Source organism: Micromonospora sp. NPDC005806 (genome assembly GCF_042871425.1).
Taxonomy (GTDB): Bacteria; Actinomycetota; Actinomycetes; order Mycobacteriales; family Micromonosporaceae; genus Micromonospora.
On sequence record NZ_JBIAIL010000001.1, the window covers coordinates 59,031 to 77,352 of the forward strand.

The 18,322-nt window shown below is 73.9% G+C and carries 14 protein-coding genes and 1 pseudogene; 9 read left to right on the forward strand and 6 right to left on the reverse strand.

Features of this window, described 5'->3' with window-relative positions; genetic code table 11:
- Positions 1 to 24 precede the first annotated feature (24 nt).
- Complete coding sequence (gene lysX / locus ACFYOS_RS00280) at positions 25 to 3,360, reverse strand: bifunctional lysylphosphatidylglycerol synthetase/lysine--tRNA ligase LysX (protein ID WP_387134217.1); 3,336 nt, start codon at positions 3,358 to 3,360, stop codon at positions 25 to 27.
- Positions 3,361 to 3,690: 330 nt separating this feature from the next.
- On the opposite strand from lysX, the pseudogene ACFYOS_RS00285 reads away from it, so the two are divergent.
- The 5 genes and pseudogenes from ACFYOS_RS00285 to ACFYOS_RS00305 all read left to right on the forward strand — a co-directional run.
- A pseudogene (locus tag ACFYOS_RS00285) lies at positions 3,691 to 4,284 on the forward strand (glutamate-cysteine ligase family protein); the annotation flags it as partial.
- A 40-nt stretch (positions 4,285 to 4,324) separates the two neighbouring features.
- Entirely contained in the window at positions 4,325 to 5,698 is a 1,374-nt protein-coding gene (locus ACFYOS_RS00290) for an FAD-dependent oxidoreductase (RefSeq protein WP_387134221.1), read from the forward strand.
- Positions 5,699 to 5,776: 78 nt separating this feature from the next.
- Positions 5,777 to 6,730 (forward strand): endonuclease domain-containing protein, encoded by a 954-nt coding sequence (locus tag ACFYOS_RS00295; RefSeq protein ID WP_387134224.1) that lies wholly within the window; start codon positions 5,777 to 5,779, stop codon positions 6,728 to 6,730.
- Positions 6,731 to 6,857: 127 nt separating this feature from the next.
- A complete protein-coding gene (locus ACFYOS_RS00300; protein WP_387134226.1) occupies positions 6,858 to 8,279 on the forward strand; it encodes a WGR domain-containing protein in 1,422 nt (473 codons plus the stop codon).
- A 50-nt stretch (positions 8,280 to 8,329) separates the two neighbouring features.
- A complete protein-coding gene (locus ACFYOS_RS00305) occupies positions 8,330 to 9,208 on the forward strand; it encodes an aminoglycoside phosphotransferase family protein (protein WP_387134228.1) in 879 nt (292 codons plus the stop codon).
- 52 nt (positions 9,209 to 9,260) lie between these two features.
- On the opposite strand, the gene ACFYOS_RS00310 is transcribed toward ACFYOS_RS00305, so the two are convergent.
- A complete protein-coding gene (locus ACFYOS_RS00310) occupies positions 9,261 to 9,854 on the reverse strand; it encodes an NADPH-dependent FMN reductase (protein ID WP_387134231.1) in 594 nt (197 codons plus the stop codon).
- A gap of 114 nt (positions 9,855 to 9,968) precedes the next feature.
- Between ACFYOS_RS00310 and ACFYOS_RS00315 the strand changes: the two genes are divergently transcribed.
- Positions 9,969 to 10,808 carry a helix-turn-helix domain-containing protein gene (locus tag ACFYOS_RS00315; protein WP_387134233.1) on the forward strand — a complete coding sequence of 280 codons (840 nt, stop codon included), beginning with the start codon at positions 9,969 to 9,971 and terminating at the stop codon, positions 10,806 to 10,808.
- Positions 10,809 to 10,871: 63 nt separating this feature from the next.
- Here ACFYOS_RS00315 and ACFYOS_RS00320 read toward each other — a convergent pair whose 3' ends face one another.
- Together ACFYOS_RS00320 and ACFYOS_RS00325 are read right to left on the reverse strand one after the other, a co-directional pair.
- On the reverse strand, positions 10,872 to 11,681 hold the full coding sequence (locus tag ACFYOS_RS00320; protein WP_387134235.1) for an Fpg/Nei family DNA glycosylase: 810 nt from the start codon (positions 11,679 to 11,681) through the stop codon (positions 10,872 to 10,874).
- A gap of 39 nt (positions 11,682 to 11,720) precedes the next feature.
- Positions 11,721 to 12,602: a septum formation family protein gene (locus ACFYOS_RS00325; protein WP_387134238.1), complete on the reverse strand. Its 882-nt coding sequence runs from the start codon at positions 12,600 to 12,602 to the stop codon at positions 11,721 to 11,723.
- 201 nt (positions 12,603 to 12,803) lie between these two features.
- On the opposite strand from ACFYOS_RS00325, the gene ACFYOS_RS00330 reads away from it, so the two are divergent.
- From ACFYOS_RS00330 to rocD, 3 genes are all read left to right on the forward strand, one after another.
- The gene (locus tag ACFYOS_RS00330) at positions 12,804 to 13,475 is read left to right on the forward strand and encodes a thrombospondin (RefSeq protein WP_387134240.1); all 672 of its coding nucleotides are present in this window, start codon (positions 12,804 to 12,806) and stop codon (positions 13,473 to 13,475) included.
- Between the two features lie 338 nt (positions 13,476 to 13,813).
- Positions 13,814 to 14,629: a dimethylargininase gene (gene ddaH, locus ACFYOS_RS00335; RefSeq protein WP_387135201.1), complete on the forward strand. Its 816-nt coding sequence runs from the start codon at positions 13,814 to 13,816 to the stop codon at positions 14,627 to 14,629.
- Positions 14,630 to 14,640: 11 nt separating this feature from the next.
- Positions 14,641 to 15,843, forward strand: coding sequence for an ornithine--oxo-acid transaminase (gene rocD, locus ACFYOS_RS00340; RefSeq protein WP_387134243.1), 1,203 nt, complete (start codon positions 14,641 to 14,643; stop codon positions 15,841 to 15,843).
- A 58-nt stretch (positions 15,844 to 15,901) separates the two neighbouring features.
- Here rocD and ACFYOS_RS00345 read toward each other — a convergent pair whose 3' ends face one another.
- On the reverse strand, positions 15,902 to 17,050 hold the full coding sequence (locus ACFYOS_RS00345; RefSeq protein WP_387134246.1) for an FHA domain-containing protein: 1,149 nt from the start codon (positions 17,048 to 17,050) through the stop codon (positions 15,902 to 15,904).
- Between the two features lie 163 nt (positions 17,051 to 17,213).
- Positions 17,214 to 18,263 carry a fatty acid desaturase family protein gene (locus ACFYOS_RS00350; protein ID WP_387134249.1) on the reverse strand — a complete coding sequence of 350 codons (1,050 nt, stop codon included), beginning with the start codon at positions 18,261 to 18,263 and terminating at the stop codon, positions 17,214 to 17,216.
- Between the last annotated feature and the right edge of the window lie 59 nt (positions 18,264 to 18,322).

An 18,322-nucleotide genomic window follows, 5' to 3' on the forward strand; every position in this document is an offset into this window, starting at 1 on the left:
CCCGCTGTCACGCCCCCTGACAGCTCAGGAGGAGTCGCGGACCAGCGGGAAGGGCAGGGTCTCCCGGATCGACCGGCCGGTCAGCAGCATCACCAGCCGGTCCACGCCGAGACCCAGACCGCCGGTGGGCGGCATCGCGTACTCCAGCGCGGTGAGGAAGTCCTCGTCCAGCTCCATCGCCTCGGGGTCGCCGCCGGCCGCCTTCAGCGACTGCGCGGTGAGCCGACGCCGCTGCTCGGTCGGGTCGACCAGCTCGGTGTACGCGGTGCCCAGCTCCATCCCGAAGGCGACCAGGTCCCACCGCTCGGCCAGCCGTGGGTCGCGCCGGTGCTGCCGGGTCAGCGGCGACACGTCGGTCGGGAAGTCCAGGTAGAACGTGGGCACCTCGGTGCGCGCCTCGACCAGCCGCTCGTAGAGCTCCAGCAGCACCGCGCCGCGCTCCCAGCGCGGGTCGTAGGGCACCCCGGCGGCATCGCAGCGCTTGCGCAGCTCGGCCACCTCGGTGTCGGCGGTGACCTCCTCGCCCAGCGCGGCGGAGATCGCCTCGTTGACCGTCCGGGTCGGCCACTCGCCGCCGATGTCGACCAGCTCGCCGCCGTGCGGGCGGCGAGCCACCGGCGCGCCGTGCACCGCCACCGCCGCCGCCACGATCAGCTCCCGGGCCAGCTCGCGCATGTCGTGGTAGTCGGCGTACGCCTGGTACGCCTCCAGCACGGTGAACTCCGGATTGTGGGTGGCGTCGACGCCCTCGTTGCGGAATGCCCGGCCCAACTCGTACACCCGCTCGACGCCGCCCACGGCCAGCCGCTTCAGGTAGAGCTCGGGCGCGATCCGCAGGCTGAGCCGCAGGTCGTACGCGTTGCTGTGGGTGACGAACGGGCGGGCGTTCGCCCCGCCGTGCACCCGCTGGAGGATCGGCGTCTCCACCTCCAGGAAGCCCCGCCCGACCAGCGAGGAGCGCAGGCTGTGCAGGGCGGCGCCGCGCGCCCGCAGCAGGTCGCGCGCGTCGGCGTTGATGGCCAGGTCCAGGTAGCGCTGCCGGACCCGGGCCTCCGGGTCGGCCAGCCCGTGGTGCTTGTCCGGCAGCGGACGCAGGCACTTGGCGGTGAGCTGCCAGTCGGCGACCCGCACCGACACCTCGCCGTGCTTCGTCGCGTACACCTCGCCGGTGGCGCCGACGTGGTCGCCGATGTCGACGGCGGCCCGCCAGCGGTCCAGGTCGTGCTCCAGCATGAGCTGGAGGTCACCGCTGCCGTCCCGGATGGTCGCGAAGAGCACCCGGCCGTGGTCGCGGTCCAGCATCACCCGGCCGGCCACCGCCACCGTCTCCCCGGTCCCGGTGTCCGGGGCCAGCCCGGTGTGCCGCTCCCGCACCGCCGCGCAGGTCTCCGTCCGCGGGTAGCCCACCGGGTACGGGTCGACCCCCTCGGCGCGCAGCCGGTCGAGCTTGGCCAGGCGTACCCGGATCTGCTCCGGCCGCGGCACCTCGGCCGGCTCCGGCGGGACGGCCCGGACCGTCGCGGCGGCCGGCGGCACGAACCCGACACCGCCGCCGGCCGGCGGCACCCCGTACAGCGGGGTGGGCCGGCCGCCGGGCAGGGCGAGGAAGCCCTCGGCGGCCGCCGCCGCAATGCCCACCCGGGCCAGTTCCCGGCGCTCCGCGAAGCAGAGGTAGCGCGGGGTCCAGTGCGGCTGGTACTTGGCGTTGGAGAGGTAGAGCGACTCCAGCTGCCACCAGCGGGAGAAGAAGAGCAGGGTGTGCCGCCAGAGCCGGATCACCGGGCCGGCGCCGATCCGGGCGCCCTGCTCGAACACCGAACGGAACGCCGCGAAGTTCAGCGACACCCTTTCGACGCCGACCCGGGGGCCCGCAGCCAGCAGCGCGGCCACCATGAACTCGGTGATCCCGTTCTCGGCGGTCCGGTCCCGGCGCATCAGGTCCAGCGACACCCCATGCGCGCCCCACGGGCTGAACGACAGCAGACCCCGCACCCGGCCGCTGCCGTCCCGTGCCTCGACCAGCACGCAGTCGCCGTCGGCCGGGTCGCCGAGCCGGCCCAGCGCCATCGAGAAGCCCCGCTCGTGCTCGGTGTCCCGCCAGGAGGTGGCCAGGTCGGCCAGCCGGGACAGCTCCTCCGGTGGGATCTCCGCGTGCCGGCGCACCTTTCCGGTGTAGCCGGCCCGCTCCACCCGGTGCACCGCCTGGCGAACCGGACGCATGTCCCGGCCGTCCAGGTCGAACTCGCGGGTCAGCAGGATGGCCTCGTCGCCGAGCTGGAGCACCTTGAGGCCGTGCCGGTGGTACGCCCGCGCCCCGGCCTCGCTGGCGCCGAGCACCGCCGGGGTCCAGGCGTACTCGCGGGCCTGGCCGAGCCACGCCTCGATGGCCGGGCCCCACGCCTCCGGGTCGCCGACCGGATCGCCGCTGGCCAGGCTGACCCCGTTGACCACCCGGTAGGTGATCGCCGCCTTGCCACTGGCGGAGAAGACGGCCGCCTTGTCCCGCCGGGTGGCGAAGTAGCCGAGCGAGTCCCGCTCGCCGTACCGGGCGAGCAGCTCGCGGATCCGCTCCTCCTCGTCGGGGTGCAGCACCGCGTTCGCCCGCTGCGAGCGGACCAGGGTGAACAGGCCGGCCACGAAGGCGATCGCGCCGAAGCCGCCGAGCAGCAGGTTGACCCAGCCGGGCGCGTGGCCCTTCCGGGTCACGTCCAGCATGATCGCGCCACCGAACACCTTCTCCACCGCGTACCCCAGCCGGTCCGACCAGGTGTGCAGGCTGCCGGGCTCGACGAGGAGCAGCAGGTAGCCCAGCCCGACCGAGACCGTGGCCAGGCCGAGGAAGACGCCGAGGGCCTGCCACGCGCTGCCCCGGCGGACCCTGGCGTAAAACTCGCGCCGGGCGGCGAGCAGCAGGGCCAGCGCGCCGGCGGCGAAGGCGATGCCGACCCAGACCCCGACCGTCTCCAGGGTGTTGAACAGCCGTTCGCCGGCGTCGTCGGTGAGATCGTTGCCGCCCACGGTCAGCAGCAGCACTGCGGCCAGCAGGCCGACCAGCAGGGTGAGGCTGAAGTACGCGACCAGCACCCAGTAGGCCAGCCGCTTGCGGCGCAGCACCGCCGAGGCGAGGGTGCCCAGGAAGACCGCGTACGCCAGGTTGGCCGGCGCGGGCACCAGCAGCGCGTCGATCGCCTTGCGGACCGGCTGGACCTCGAGGCGGAAAGCGCTGCTCAGCGCGGCCAGCGCGCAGATCACCGCGACCACCCAGAGCAGGGTGGCGAAGGCCCGGGGCACCTGACGTCGCCAGTCCCGACCGGCACGCCGGGCGTCGGTCACCTTCCGTGACTCGGGGCTCGGGGTCAACGCGGCCTCCCTCGCTGCCGGCAACGACGCACCGGGCGTCGGCCGGGGCCCATCGTAGTCACGCCGCCTCCCCCGTCGCCCGGCTGTCCTCGTCGCGCCGAAGCTGGGAGAAACCTTGGCGTGCGGGTGCGACACGCCGCCCGGCGTTTCCCGCCGTCGACACGGTGGGTAACAGCGCGTCGACGAGGCGGCACGGCGGCGCGCGGCACGAATCGGACGGTGGTGGCCATGAACGGGTCAGTGGCGGAGCAGGAACGGAACGCCGCCCCGGCCGGCACCGACCTCCTCACGGTGGGTGTCGAGGAGGAGTTCCTGCTGGTCGACCCGCACACCGGGTACGCGAGCTGGCGCTCGGTCGAGTGGGAACGCTGGCCGTCGGTGGCACCCACCCCCTACCTGGACTCCCACGAGCACTACGAGCGGCTGATCCGGCAGCTCATCGCCAGCGGCGTGATGCTCGACGAGGGAATGCTCTACTGGTACGCCCGGCTGTCCGCGAAGTACCCGACCGTGGAGCTCCGGATCGGCGACGTCTGCCCGTCGGTGGACGACGCGGTGCTGGTCGCGGCCCTGGTCCGGGCGCTGGTGGCGACGGCGATGACGGAGATCGCCGAAGGCCGTCCGGCGATCAACACCGACCACCACCTGCTGGTCGCCGCGCACTGGCGGGCGGCCCACGACGGGCTGGAGGGCGAGGGCGTCGACCTGACCGACGGCGAGCTGCGCCCGGCCTGGGAGCTGCTGGACCGGCTGGTCGAACGGGTCGGCCCGGAACTGGAGCGGCACGGCGACCTCGACCAGGTGACCGACCTGCTGGGCGGGCTGCGCCGGCACGGCAGCGGCGCGGCCCGGCAGCGGGCGGTGTTCGCCCGTACCGGTCGGCTGGTCGACGTGGTCGAGGACGTGGCCCGGCAGACCCGCTGACCGGGCCCGCGACGGATCTTCCCGTGACAGGATGGACCACGTGGCGGAACGCCTGATCGTCGTCGGCGGGGACGCGGCCGGGATGGCGGCGGCGTCCCAGGCCCGACGCCACCGTGACCGCGCCGACCTGGAGATCGTCGGCTTCGAGCGGGGGCACTTCACCTCGTACTCGGCCTGCGGCATCCCGTACTGGATCAGCGGGGTGGTTCCGGAGCGGCCTCAGCTCATCGCCCGCGATCCGGCGACCCACCGGGAGAAGTTCGACATCGACGTGCGGCTGCGGCACGAGGTCACTGCCATCGACCTGGACCGCCGCGAGGTGGTCGCCCGGGACCTGGACGGCGGCGGCGAGGTCCGCGAGGGCTTCGACACCCTGGTGTACGCGACCGGCGCGGTGCCGGTGCAACCCGACTGGGCCCGCGGCGGCATCGCCGGGGTCTTCGGCATGCAGACCCTCGACGACGGCACCGCGTTGCTGGACTGGCTGGAGGGCGAACCCCGGCCGCGGCGCGCGGTGGTGGTCGGCGGCGGCTACGTCGGCGTGGAGATGGCCGAGGCGCTGATCCAGCGCGGGCTCTCCGTCGACCTGGTCGAGAAGGCCGGCCAGCCGATGGCCACCGTGGACCCGGACATGGCCGAGCTGGTCGCCGAGGCCATGCGCGGGATCGGCATCGGGATCCGTACCGGCCTGACGGTCACCGGCCTGGAGGCCCGGGACGGCCGGGTCGCCGCGGTGGTCACCAACGAGGGGCCGATGCCGGCCGACGTCGTGGTGCTGGGCCTCGGCGTACGCCCGAACACCGCGCTCGCCGAGGCCGCCGGCCTGCCGCTCGGCCCGACCGGCGGGGTCCGCTGCGACCGGCGGATGCGGGTGCCCGGGATGCCCGGCGTCTGGGCGGCGGGCGACTGCGTGGAGACCCTGCATCTGGTCAGCGGCATGCCGGTGCACGTCCCCCTCGGCACCCACGCCAACAAGCAGGGCCGGGTCGCCGGCATCAACATCGGCGGCGGGTACGCCACCTTCCCCGGCGTGATCGGCACCGCGGTGACCAAGGTCTGCGACCTGGAGGTGGGGCGGACCGGGCTGCGGGAGCGGGACGCCGTCGCGGCCGGCTTCGAGTTCGTCGCGGTGCTGTCCGAGTCGACCAACCGGGCCGGCTACTACCCCGGTGCCCGACCGATGACGGTCAAGCTGATCGCCGAGCGACCCAGCGGCCGGCTGCTCGGGGCGCAGATCGTCGGCTGGTCGGAGGCGGCGAAGCGGATCGACCCGCTGGCCGTGGCGCTGTGGAACGGGATGACGGTGGACGAGATGACCGCGCTGGACCTGGGCTACGCCCCGCCGTACGCCCCGGTCTGGGATCCGGTGCTGATCGCCGCCCGCAAGGCCGTCGACGCCCTCGGCCGCCGCTAGGCGCACTGTCGGCTTTGGGTGCGGTTCTTGTCGCTTGGACGACAAGAAACGCACCCGAAGTCGGCTGGGATCGGCCGGGTGCGGGTGCCGAGGGATGACGCGTCGGGGCTGGAGTGGCTGCTGTTCGCGCAGTCGGGTGTGCTGACCTGGGCGCAGGCGACGGCGGAGCTGACCCCCGCGAGGGTGCGGCACCTGCTGGCCAGTGGCCGCTGGCAGCGGGTGTGCCGTGGACTGCTGCGCGCCGCCCCGGCCGGCGGCCCGTTCGACCGGGGCCAGCAGTGGTGGGTCGCGGTTCTCGCGGCGGGCGAGGGCGCGGTGCTCGCCGGGCTGGCCGCCGCGCAGGCCGGTGGCCTACGCGGAAACTGGCGGTACGAGGCGGTGGACGTCCTCGTGCCGCACCAACGACGCGCGGCCGATCTGCTGCGCCGGCTGCCGCTGGGACTCCCGGCGGTTCGGGTGCGCCGGGTCCGAGAGCTCCCGGAGACCGACCGGCAGCGCGGCCGGCCGGACCGGACGAGCATGGCGCGGTCCTTGGTGGACGCCGCGCAGTGGGCGCGTACCGACGAGGAGGCGCAGCAGATCCTCACAGCCGGCTGCCAGCAGCGGCGGGTGACCGCGGCTGAGGTCGGCGCGGTGCTGGACCGGATGCCGCGCGCCCGGCGGCGGCGGCTGATCCGGGAGACGCTGCGGGACGTGGCCGGCGGCGCGGAGGCGCTCTCCGAGATCGACCTGATACGGCTCTGCCGCCGGCACGGCCTGCCGGTACCCGACGGCCAGGAGCGCCGACAGGACGCCGACGGGCGGGTGCGCTACCTGGACGCGTACTGGCGGCCCTGGCGGCTGCATGTCGAGGTGGACGGCGCGCACCACCTGGACGTCCGGCACTGGGCGGCAGACCTGCGCCGGCAGAACCGGGTCTGGATCGAAGGCGATCGGATCCTCCGGTTCACCGCGTTCGACGTCCGCCACCGACCCGCCGAGGTGGTGGCCCAACTCCGGGCCGCCCTGACAGCGGCCGGTTGGCGCCCCTGAGGTTGCTTCGGGTGCGGTTGTTGTCGCTGGGGCGACAACAACTGCACCCGAAGTCCTTTGTCGGGGGGCGCGGTTAGCGTGTGGGTGTTGTCGCCGGTTCCGGCCAATTCCCCTCGGAGGCATCCCCATGTCGCAGGAGACGACCTACCTCGAACTGTCCGAAGTGGACGGTAGCGCGCACAAGTTCTACGAGGTGGTGGTGGACGACACCGCGATGACCGTGCGCTACGGGCGGATCGGCGACCAGGGCCAGGTGAAGACGGCCAGCTACCCCGACAACGCCCGGGCCCGGGCCGCCGCCGCGAAGAAGATCGGCGAGAAGGTCCGCAAGGGGTACGCCCCGGCGGTGCGCGGCGTACGCCAGAAGCGACCGGTGTCCCGCCGGCAGATCGTCAGCACCCGCTCCACCGCCCGCACCGCCCCGGTCCTCTGGCGGTACGCCTCGGGCGCGCCCGCGTTCGGCATCTTCGTCGACGGGCGGAGCTGCCTGGTCGGCAACGAGCACGGGGTGATCACCACCCTGGACCACGACGCCCGGGTGCTCAACCAGGTGCGGCTCCCTGACGGGGTGAAGTGCATCGTCGCCGACGACGCCTGGATCTACGCGGGCTGCGACGACGGCAACGTCTACGACCTCTCCGGCAAGGTGCCCCGGGTGGCGTACGCGATCGCCCCGGAGATCGACATCTACTGGCTGGATATTCACGACGGCGTGCTGGGCGTCTCCGACGCCGACGGCGGGATCGCCGCGATCGACCACGAGGACGAGTTCCTCTGGCGCCGGCCGGGGCGCGGCAGGGCCGCCTGGATGGTCCGCTGCGACACCGACGCCCTCTACCACGGCCACTCCCAGGGGGTCACCGGCTACGACTGGCGTACCGGGCGGGAGCGGTGGCACACCCGCACGGGGTCGGTGCTCTTCGGCTGGCAGGAGCGCGACGCCGTGTTCGCCGGCACCGGCACCCGGGAGGTGGTGCGCCTGCGCAAGAACGGGCGCGCCGAGCGCACCTACCGCTGCGACGCCCCGGTCTTCTCCTGCGCCACCGCCGAGGACGGCCGGTACGTCTTCGCCGGCGACAACCAGTCTTCGATCTACTGCTTCGACGCGGCCGGCAACCGGCTGTGGAAGCTCGGCACCGGCTGCGGCTCGGCCTACTCCATGCAATACCACCAGGAGCGGCTCTACGTGGTGACCACCGGCGGCTACCTGGCCTGCATCGACGCCAGCGAGCCGGCGATCCGGTCGGCCGAGGCGGGCACCGTGCCGGACGTGGTGGACGTCAAGGCGCCGGCCCGGCTGCCCGAGCCGGCCGCCTGGACCTCGGTGGAGGTGACCACCGACGACCGGGCCGGCGTGGTGGTGCAGTGCGTCGAGGACGGCGGCCGGCTGCGCATCCACGTGCTCTCCGACGGCTACCGGCGGGACTGGTCGGTGCAGTTCCCCAAGGGCATCCGTCAGGTGGGGGCGCGCTACCTGGTCACCGAGGTCCGGGAGTCGGGTCGGGGCGGCTTCTACCGGGCGTACGGCGACATCCGCCGGCTCCGCTGAGGGCTCCGGTCCGGTGTGTGCGATCGCCGGACGCGGTCCAGGATGGTCGGATGGCCGTGCATCTGGAGATCCCCGAGGGACTGCGCTGGACCGAACACCTCCCGGCGGGGCGGGCCTGGCGGGCGGTGCTGCCGGACCGGCTGGCCGAGTGCGTCGAGCGCTGGGAGTTGCGGGTGGGGCGGCCCTACGCGTACGCCTTCGCCTCGCTGGCCGTGCCGGCCGAGCTGCCGGACGGCACGCCGGCGGTGCTGAAGCTCCAGTACCCGGACGACGACAGCGTGCACGAGGCGACCGCGCTGGCGCACTGGGCGGGCCGGGGCGCGATCCGGCTGCTGGCCCACGACGAGGAGCGCCGGGCGCTGCTGGTCGAACGTTGTGTGCCGGGCACCCCGCTGCACGAGCTGGCGCCCGAGGCGGCGCTGGACGTGGCGGTCGAGCTGCTGCCCGGACTCGGCGTGCCGGCCGGGCCGCCGTTCACCCCGCTGTCCGAGGAGGCGGCCGGCTGGGCGGAGCGAATGCCGGCCAACTGGGAGCGGGCCAACCGGCCGTACGAGCGGCGGCTGCTGGACACCGCCCTCGGGCTGCTCGCCGACCTGGTGCCCAGCCAGGGCGAGCAGGTGCTGGTCAACCAGGACCTGCACGCGGGCAACGTGCTCCGGGCGGCCCGGGAGCCGTGGCTGGCCATCGACCCGAAACCGCTGGTCGGCGAGCGGGAGTTCGGGCCGGTGGCGATGGTGCGCGGGGCCGAGCTGGGCCACTCCCCCGCGGCGGTCCGCCACCGGCTGGACCGGCTCAGCGCCGAGCTGGGCCTGGACCGGGGGCGGGTCCGTGGCTGGACGATCGGGCACACCCTGGCCTGGAGCATCGGCGGGGATCAGGTGTTCCCCGGCAACGTCGAGGTGGTCCGCTGGCTGCTCGGCGGGGAGTGACCGATCCCCGGCAAGCCGGCCGGAGGATCGGTCACCGCACGACGCCTGGCGGTCAGGCCGGGTACGGGGCCGCCTCGCGGGCTGCCCGCAGGGCTGCCGCCCACCAGGCGAGCTGGTCCAGCAGGGTCTTGGCGTATCCGGGCGCCTCGGGGTCCAGCGGCCGACCGTCCTCCCACCCAGTGAAGTAGTTCGGGAAGGCCAGACCGTCGCGGATCGTCACCGCGTGCAGTTCGGTGAGGACGTTCTCCAGGTGGAGGACGGCGTGGCGGCCGCCGGCGGCACCGCCGTAGCTGACGAAGGCGACCGGCTTGGCCGTCCACTGGGTGAAGTGCCAGTCGATGGCCGCCTTCAGCGAGGCGGGGTAGCTGTGGTTGTACTCCGGGGTGACCAGGATGAACGCGTCCGCGTCCGCCAGCCGGGAGGTCAGGGCGGCCATCGCCGCCGGGCGCGGGTACGCATCGCCGGCGAACTTCGGCGGGGTCGCCGGCAACGACAGCGGGATCTCGACATCGGCGAGGTCGACGACAGCGACGTCGAACCCGCCGTGCTCGCGCGTTCGCTCGGCTACCCAGGAAGCGACGACCGGCCCGAACCGGCCCTCGCGGACGCTTCCGACGACAATGACCAACTTGTGCTTCTCGCTCATGGGGTCCACGGTCCGTCCTCGCGACGATGGCAACCAGACCGGGCGGAGGCTGGCCCCCGTGGGACCACGCTACGAGGTCCTAGGCTGCCGGAATCCGCCCTAGACTCTCCACCCATGAGCACGCCGTTGGGCGATTTCGTCCGCGCCAAGCGGGACAGCATCCAACCGGAGTCGTTCGGTCTGCCCGATCGTGGCCGGCGCCGCTCCCCGGGCCTGCGCCGCTCGGACCTGGCCACGCGGGCCGGGATCAGCGTCGAATACCTCACCCGCATCGAGCAGGGACGAGACCGCAACCCGTCCCCCTCGGTGGTGAACGCTCTCGCGGACGCCCTGAGCCTGGATGCCGGGGAGCGCAACCACCTGCGTTACCTCGCGAAGATCACCGGCGGGGCCTGCCCCGGGCACCGGCGGCCGTCGCCACCCAACCTCGAGATCCGGCCCACCGTGCGGGACACCCTCCGACTACTCGAGCCCGGCGCCGCGTTCGTCACCAACCGGCTGGGCGACGTGCTCGCGTACACAAGCGGGTTCGAGGTGGTCATGCGCGAGAGCGGGCTGCTCGACACCGAGTCGCCGAACCTGACGCGCTACGTGTTCACCGACCCGCGCGCCCGGACGTTCTTCCCCGACTGGGACCAGGTCGCCGACGAACAAGCCTTCGACCTGTGGCTCGGGCCGTCCGCCGAGACAGCCGAGTGGTTCAAGGCCGAACTCGCCCCCGTCGCAGGGCAGGAGTTCACTCGACGACTCAACCACCACCTGCCCCCGCCGCAGGTCCCGCTCCGGCTCGACCATCCGGTGGCCCACGAGCTGCGCTGGCACCGGGAGCGGCTGGAGCTGCCGAGCACCGACGCGCAGCAGCTGGTCGTCCTGCTCCCCGTCGACGAGACGACAGCGGAGGCCGTCGAGCGACTCCGTCATCAACCGCGCGCCATCCTTCGCGCGGTCGGTTGACGCGGCCGACGAGTTGAGGGACGCGGTCCGGGGGCCCGACAACGGCACCACGCCGGTCCGGTGTCAGCCGGCCTGGCAGGTCGGGCACCAGTAGAGGTTGCGGCCGGCCAACCCGCCCCGGCTGATCTCTGCCCCGCAGACGTGGCAGGGGGCGCCGGGGCGGCGGTAGACGTACACCTCGCCGCCGTGCCGGTCGACCCGGGGCGCGCGGCCCATCGCCTCCGGCAGGTGGACGGCCCGGACGGTGTCGATCCGGCCCCGCTCGACCGCGAGGGTCATCAGCGCGACCAGGTCGGCCCAGAGCTCCCGCCAGCCGGTCGGAGTGAGCGTCCGGCCGGGCAGGGTCGGCGGCAGCCCGGCCCGGAACAGCGCCTCGGTCACGAAGATCAGTCCGGTGCCGGCGACCACCGACTGGTCCAGCAGCAGCGCGGCCAGCGGGGTGGCGCTGCGGCGGATGCGGGCGTACGCCCGGTCCGGGTCGGCGTCGGCGCGCAGCGGGTCCGGACCGAGCCGGTCGCGCAGCGCGGCCACCTCGGGCGGGGTGAGCAGCTCGCAGGCGGTCGGACCGCGCAGGTCCAGCCAGTGCCGGTCGCTGTTGAGCCGCAGCCGAACCTGCCCGATCGGGGGCGGCGGCTCGCCGGACCCGTCGGCGAACTTGCCGTAGAGCCCGAGGTGCACGTGCAGGGTCAGCTCGCCGGCGTAATGGTGCAGCAGATGCTTGCCGTACGCCTCGGTGCCGTCGAGGACGGTGCCGGTGAGCCGGGCCGCGCCCTCGGCGAAGCGGCCCTGCGGGCTGGCGGCGTGCACCTTGGCGCCGGCGAAGAGCTCGGCGTGCCGGGCCGCCAGGCGGTGGATGGTGTGTCCCTCTGGCACGGGTGCCAAGGGTAGTCAGCCGTCGTCATACCTCGCCGGTCAGTGGACCGGCAGCGCCGTCGGCCCGCCGCCCTTCACCGACCGCTTCATCTGGTCGTACGACCAGATGAAGCACCGGACCTGCCGGTCGCCGCGCGCCCACGCCGCCTGCGAGGGCAGCCCGTACATGCTGCTGGTGCGGTACGGCAGGAGCCGATCGACCGGCAGCTTCACGTAGCCGGCGATCACCGTCCGGCAAGCGGCGTGGATCCGGTCCTCGGCGCCGGCCAGGGTGGCGAAGGGCACCTCCGGGGCGGTCCAGGTGCCGGCGTACTCGATGGAGTGCGCGTTGGTGCAGGGCAGCTGGAGCAGCCCCCCGGTGGTCTGCGCCACGCACCCGTACGCCAGCGGCGACGCCGCGTCCTCCAGCGCGTCGCGGAGCGTGCCGGTGTGCTGGGTGGGCCAGTCCGACCGGTTGTCGCTGCCGGTCTCGACCGCGCTGACCTCGAAGACGTCGCAGCGGAACCAGCGACTGCCCCCGGCCCAGCCGTTCGGCGACGGCGGCGCGACCTGCACCACCAGGCGGGCACCGTGCCAGTCCCCGCCCAAAAACTCGCGGGCCCGGGCATCGCACTCGGCGAACGCTGGCCGCAGCACCGCCGAACCCACCTTCGGCGGGGTGGGCCGGGCGGCCAGCGCGTCGGTGAACCGGCCGATGTGGAACGTCTCGACAAGGTGCGCCCGGGCGCAGTCCACCGGTTGGTAGCTGGTCGGGTCGCCGATCAGCTGGCAGTCGCCCACCTTCGGGGTGAACTGCTCAACCTTGCCGACCGGACGCCAGTCGTCGGTCAGGTCGCCGTCCGTGCCGGCCGGCCTGCCGCACCCGGCCAGCACCACTATGACCACGGCGGCCAACGCCGTCACGCCACGCCACCGTCGCATGCCAGTCTCCCCAGGGCCCCGTGCGAACGCGCGCAGCATACGTGTCCGCTCCGGCCGGCGGGGGCCGCGCCCGTCGGCGACGAGGAGTCGCGCGAAGCGTCGATGGGTGTCGTTTCCTCGCCGCCGGGGTACCTCACTGTCAACGCGTGTGCTGCCACTGTGCCAACGCGGCCGCCGCGCCGGAGATCAGGAGGTGTCGAAATGAAGAATCTGTCCCGCCGGAACGGTCCGGCGCGAAGCCAGGACGCGAACGGTGACGGCGTCGTCGACAGCCGCGACGAGGAGCGGACGACGTACCGGAGCGCCGCCACCGCCACCGCCACCGACGACGAGCGCGCCACCGACGCGGAGCGGCGGGCCACGGACCGGGCGGCGGCGCGGACCGCGACCGGCCGGCCGCTCGGCGCGGACGCCCCGCGCACCCGCACCACGGTCGACCCGGACCCGACCACGGAGCGCACCGTCGACCTGGACCGGGACGGCCGGCCGGACCGGCCGGTCGAGCGGCCCGACGGCGACTCCGGGACGGCCCCGGTGGCGGTCGGCCCGAGGCCCCGGGCCAGCCTGCTCGCCACCCTCGGCCTGATCGTCTCGGTGGTGGGCGCGCTGTTCGTGCTCTCCGGGCCCCTGGCCGGGTACGGCATCGGGCTGGGCGCGGTCGGCGCGGTGCTCGCCGTGCTCGGTCTGATCGCCACCCGCCGCCGGCACGTGGCCGGCAAGACCGACGCGCTGATCGGCGTGACGGTCGGCCTCGCCGCCGTGGTGCTCGGCCTCGTGGCGATGACTGGCCAGTTCGACTGGCCGACCACCGACGGTGAGTGGGTGGGCCGGCTCCGGGAGTGGCTCGACTCACAGTTTGCCAACTGGTTCTGACGGGCACAGTGTGGCGCGCCGGCGCAGCGCCGGCACGCCCGATCAGCCCTGGTGGTTCACCAGCCGGGCAACACCTCTTTCGGGGGCGGCGGCTCGCCGCCCCCGAAGTGTGTCCGGGGACGGCCCGGCGCCGGCACACGCACCCCGGGGTCGAGCGGGCCCGACCGGGAAACGCAACGATCCGCCGCAAGTCGCGGACCAGACGCAACGATCCGTCGCCGTACGCAACTTCTTGCGGTGGATGTCGTCGGCCCGAGCCGCATACCGTTGGACCACGGCGCCAGCCCGTGGGCCGACGGTGGCCGGGCGCGCCCGACCCCTGGGAGCACGACATGACGATGGACGCGACCCGCCAGCGCTTTCTGATGTGCCGGCCGACGTACTTCGCCGTCGACTACGCGATCAACCCGTGGATGGACCCCACCGCGCCGGTGGACGCCGACCTGGCGATCCGGCAGTGGGAGCAGCTCCGCCAGACCTACGTCGACCTGGGCCACGAGGTCGAGCTGATCGACCCGGTCGCCGGCCTGCCGGACATGGTCTTCGCCGCGAACGGCGGCACGGTGATCGACGGCAAGGCCATGGCGGTGCAGTTCCGCGACCCGCAGCGTGCCGACGAGGCCCCCGCCTACCGCGCCTGGTTCGAGGCCGCCGGCTTCGAGATGTACGACCCGAAGCACGTCAACGAGGGCGAGGGCGACGTCCTGCTGGCCGGCGATCACCTGCTCGCCGGCACCGGGTTCCGCACCGCGCACGCCTCGCACGCGCAGCTCCAGGAGGTCTTCGGCTACCCGGTGATCACCACGCAGCTGGTGGACCCGCGCTTCTACCACCTGGACACCGCGCTGACCGTGCTCGACGAGCGCACCGTGGCGTACCTGCCGGAGGCGTTCTCGCCGGGCAGCCGGGCGGTGCTCCGCCGGCTGTTCCCGGACGCGATCCACGCCACCATGGCCGACGCCGAGGTGCTGGGGCTGAACGCGGTCAGCGACGGGAAGCACGTCGTGCTGCCCGCCCAGGCCACCGACCTCGCCGCCAAGCTGCGCGACCGGGGCTACGAGACCATCGGGATCGACCTGTCCGAGCTGCGCAAGGCCGGCGGCGGACCGAAGTGCTGCACGTTGCGACTCCGACAGGGAAAGGCAGTCAAGTGATCGTTGACGACATGCTGCGGACGCCGTCCGCGGTGCGGGAGGCCGAGCGCCACACGGCCCACAACTACCACCCGCTGCCCGTGGTGATCTCGTCCGCCGAAGGCGCCTGGCTGACCGACGTGGACGGCCGGCGCTACCTCGACTGCCTGGCCGGCTACTCGGCGCTGAACTTCGGCCACCGGCACCCGAAGCTGATCGAGGCCGCGCACGCGCAGCTCGACCGGCTCACCCTCACCAGCCGCGCGTTCATCCACGACCAGTTCGCCGACTTCTGCCGCGAGCTGGCCGCGCTGTGCGGCAAGGACCTGGTCCTGCCGATGAACACCGGCGCCGAGGCGGTGGAGACCGGCATCAAGGTCGCCCGCAAGTGGGGCTACCAGGTCAAGGGCGTGGCCCCGGGCCAGGCGAACATCGTGGTCGCCGAGGGGAACTTCCACGGCCGGACCACCACCATCGTCAGCTTCTCCACCGACGAGGACGCCCGCGCCGACTTCGGGCCGTACACGCCGGGCTTCACGGTCGTCCCCTACGGCGACCTGGACGCGCTGACCGCCGCGATCGACGAGAACACCGTCGCCGTGCTGCTCGAGCCGATCCAGGGCGAGCAGGGCGTCGTGGTGCCGCCGGAGGGCTACCTGCCGGGCGTCCGTCAGGTCTGCACCGAGCGGAACGTGCTCTTCATCGCCGACGAGATCCAGTCGGGTCTGGGGCGGACCGGCGCGACGTTCGCCTGCGACCTGGAGGGCGTCGTCCCGGACATGTACCTGCTCGGCAAGGCGCTCGGCGGCGGCATCGTGCCGGTCTCGGCGGTGGCCGCGAACGCCGACGTGCTCGGCGTGCTCAAGCCGGGCCAGCACGGCTCGACCTTCGGCGGCAACCCGCTGGCCTGCGCCGTCGCCACCGAGGTGGTCCGGCTGCTGGCCACCGGCGAGTTCCAGCGCCGCTCCGCCGAGCTGGGCGAGCGGCTGCACGCCGGCCTGCGCGGGCTGATCGGCAAGGGCCTGGTCGCCGTCCGGGGCCGGGGCCTCTGGGCCGGCCTGGACATCGACCCGGCGCTGATGACCGGCCGGCAGGCTTGCGAGCGGCTGATGGAGCGCGGCGTCCTGGCCAAGGACACCCACGGCTCCACCATCCGGCTCGCCCCGCCGCTGGTGATCACCGAGGAGGAGATCGACCACGCGGTGGCCCAGCTCGCCGCCGTGCTGGAGGGCTGACCCCGTACGCGAAAGGGCGCCGGGACCGCGACGGTCCCGGCGCCCTTCGTCGTCGCCGTCAGGGACGCGGCAGCCGCATCGCCATGGTCGGGGCCTCGGCCATCACCGAGTTCGGGGTGAACTTCGCGTCGCTGGTCAGCGCGTCTGCGCGGCCGATCTGCACGCCCGGGTAGAGCTCGACGAGGTCCCCTTCGGCCAGCACCCGGGACTGCTGCGGGGCCAGCGCGATCCGGTCCGGCTCGGCCATCGAGCCGCCCGGACGGATGCCCGAGCCGTTGGTGCTGGTGTCGGTGACGATCACCTCGCCGACCCGCAGCTCGAACCGGACGTGGCTGCGGCTGATCCAGCGCCGCGCCTCGTCGTTGAGCCACTGGCCGAGCACGACCCCGCCGGAGGTGTCCGGTGCCCGCCCGACCAGCAGCGGCTGGGTCTCGGTGAGCGCGAACCGGCGCCGCACCAGTCCACCGATCCGGACCGCCAGCACCTCCGAACGCGGGCGCGGGCCGGCGTCGCCGAGCCGGGCGCCGTGCCGGGGACAGGTCGGCACGCCGTTGCGCAGGGCCGGCGGCGGCTGGCCGGCCGGGGCGCGGTCCACCCGGGCCAGGTCGGCGAAGGCGCCGCCGCCCCCACCGCCGCCGAAGAGCGCGCACCCGGGCTCGGGGCAGCGCCACTGGCGGGCCAGCAGCTTCGCGCCGACCGGCGAGCGGCTGCCGGCGGCCGGGCTGTGCCCGCCGCCGACGTGGGCGATGAACACCGGGCCGCCGGCGCCGGGCACCGGGGCGAGCACCCGCCCGGCCTGCCCGAGCCACGGGTAGCGGCCGCCCAGCCCGTCGAACCGGGCCCGGCTGAGCACCGGCAGCCCGAGCAGGTCGGCGACCTCCAGCATCCGGTCGCCGGGGTGGTCGAGCACCTCGACCAGGCCGTCGTCGGCCCAGCGCCGGACCACCATCCGCTCGTTCGAGGTGAGGTCCGCGTCGGAGAGCAGGGCCCGGTGCACGATCGCGTAGACCGGGACGCTGTCCTCCTCCACCTGCCGGGACAGGGCGTCGATCACCATGCCGAGCCGCAGCAGGCTGGCCGGCCGTCCGCCGTCCAGGTCCTGCCAGCGGATCACCTCGGCCAGGTCCACCACTGCGCGAGCCAGCGAGGGGTCGATGCAGACCCGGCCCTCGATGGCGTCCAGCACCTTGCTGATCTCGAATCTCACGGGGCACTCCGGGCGATGTCGTCGATCCGCCGGGTGGTCGGCCCGCCCGGCTCGTCCCGCACCGCCTCGGCGGTGAGCACGTCTGCCATGCGCCGACCCTACCGGGAGGGCGCGCCGCGGCCCGGCTCAGGCACGGGGCCTGAGCAGGACCGGGTCATCGCCGTCACCTCCGTCGCAGCGGGCGGCCGACCTCGTGCAGGTGCGCGAGGGCCTGCCGGTACGACTCGACCAGCCCGGTCTCCGCGTACGGAATGCCCTGCTCGGCGCAGTACGCCCGGACGATCGGCCGGGCCCGGCGCAGGTTGGCCCGGGGCATGTTCGGGAAGAGGTGATGCTCGATCTGGTAGTTGAGCGCACCCAGCGCCACGTCCACGAACCGGCCGCCCCGCACGTTCCGCGAGGTGAGCACCTGCTTGCGCAGGAAGTCCAGGTCGTCGTCGGCGGTCGGCATCGGCATCCCCTTGTGGTTCGGGGCGAACGCGCAGCCCATGTAGAGCCCCCACAGCCCCTGGTGGACGGCGACGAAGAGCAGGGCCTTCCCCGGCGACATCACCGCGAACAGCAGGCCGAGGTAGCCGACGGCGTGCGCGACGAGCAGCAGCGCCTCGACCGTCCGGTGCCGTACCGGGGTGCGCCACCGGCCGTCCTCCCGGCCGGCCACCGCCCGCACGCTCGCCACATGCAGCGCCAACCCCTCCAGCAGGAGCAGCGGGAAGAACAGCCACGCCTGCCGCCGGGCCAGCCACCGGCCGAACCCCAGGGTCGCCGCCGCCTGCTCGTCCGTCCAGACCAGGGCGCCCGCCCCGACGTCCGGGTCCTCGTCGGCGTGATTCGGGTTGGCGTGGTGGCGGTTGTGCTTGTCCACCCACCAGCCGTAGCTCAGCCCGACCGCGAGGTTGCCGGCGACCAGCCCGGCCACCTCGCTCGGGCCGCGCCGGCGGAACATCTGCCGGTGGCCGGCGTCGTGCCCGAGGAACGCCACCTGAGTGGTGGCCACCGCCATCCCGGCCGCCAGCAGCAGCTGCGCCCAGGAGTCGCCGACCGCCATCACCAGCGCCCAGCCGGTCAGGAAGGCACCCAGGGTGAGCCCGATCCGGACCGCGTACCAGCCCGGCCGGCGGGCGAACAGCCCGGCCTCGGCGACCCGGCGGGACAGCCGCGCGTAGTCGCTGCCCCGCCGGGTCGCCGGCGCCGTCAACGTCGATGAGGTCATCCGATCCCCGTCCCTCGGTCCGTGCGCCGCGCCGGACGGCGCGACTCCGCGTGACCGAG

Bases quoted from the DNA above. Each gene is read 5' to 3' on its own strand.
- ACFYOS_RS00330 (WP_387134240.1), top strand. From the start codon at position 12,804: ATGAAGAATCTGTCCCGCCGGAACGGTCCGGCGCGAAGCCAGGACGCG.
- ACFYOS_RS00315 (WP_387134233.1), top strand. From the start codon at position 9,969: ATGAGCACGCCGTTGGGCGATTTCGTCCGCGCCAAGCGGGACAGCATC.
- ddaH (WP_387135201.1), top strand. From the start codon at position 13,814: ATGGACGCGACCCGCCAGCGCTTTCTGATGTGCCGGCCGACGTACTTC.
- ACFYOS_RS00305 (WP_387134228.1), top strand. From the start codon at position 8,330: ATGGCCGTGCATCTGGAGATCCCCGAGGGACTGCGCTGGACCGAACAC.
- ACFYOS_RS00300 (WP_387134226.1), top strand. From the start codon at position 6,858: ATGTCGCAGGAGACGACCTACCTCGAACTGTCCGAAGTGGACGGTAGC.
- ACFYOS_RS00310 (WP_387134231.1), bottom strand. From the start codon at position 9,854: ATGAGCGAGAAGCACAAGTTGGTCATTGTCGTCGGAAGCGTCCGCGAG.
- ACFYOS_RS00350 (WP_387134249.1), bottom strand. From the start codon at position 18,263: ATGACCTCATCGACGTTGACGGCGCCGGCGACCCGGCGGGGCAGCGAC.
- rocD (WP_387134243.1), top strand. From the start codon at position 14,641: ATGCTGCGGACGCCGTCCGCGGTGCGGGAGGCCGAGCGCCACACGGCC.
- ACFYOS_RS00325 (WP_387134238.1), bottom strand. From the start codon at position 12,602: ATGCGACGGTGGCGTGGCGTGACGGCGTTGGCCGCCGTGGTCATAGTG.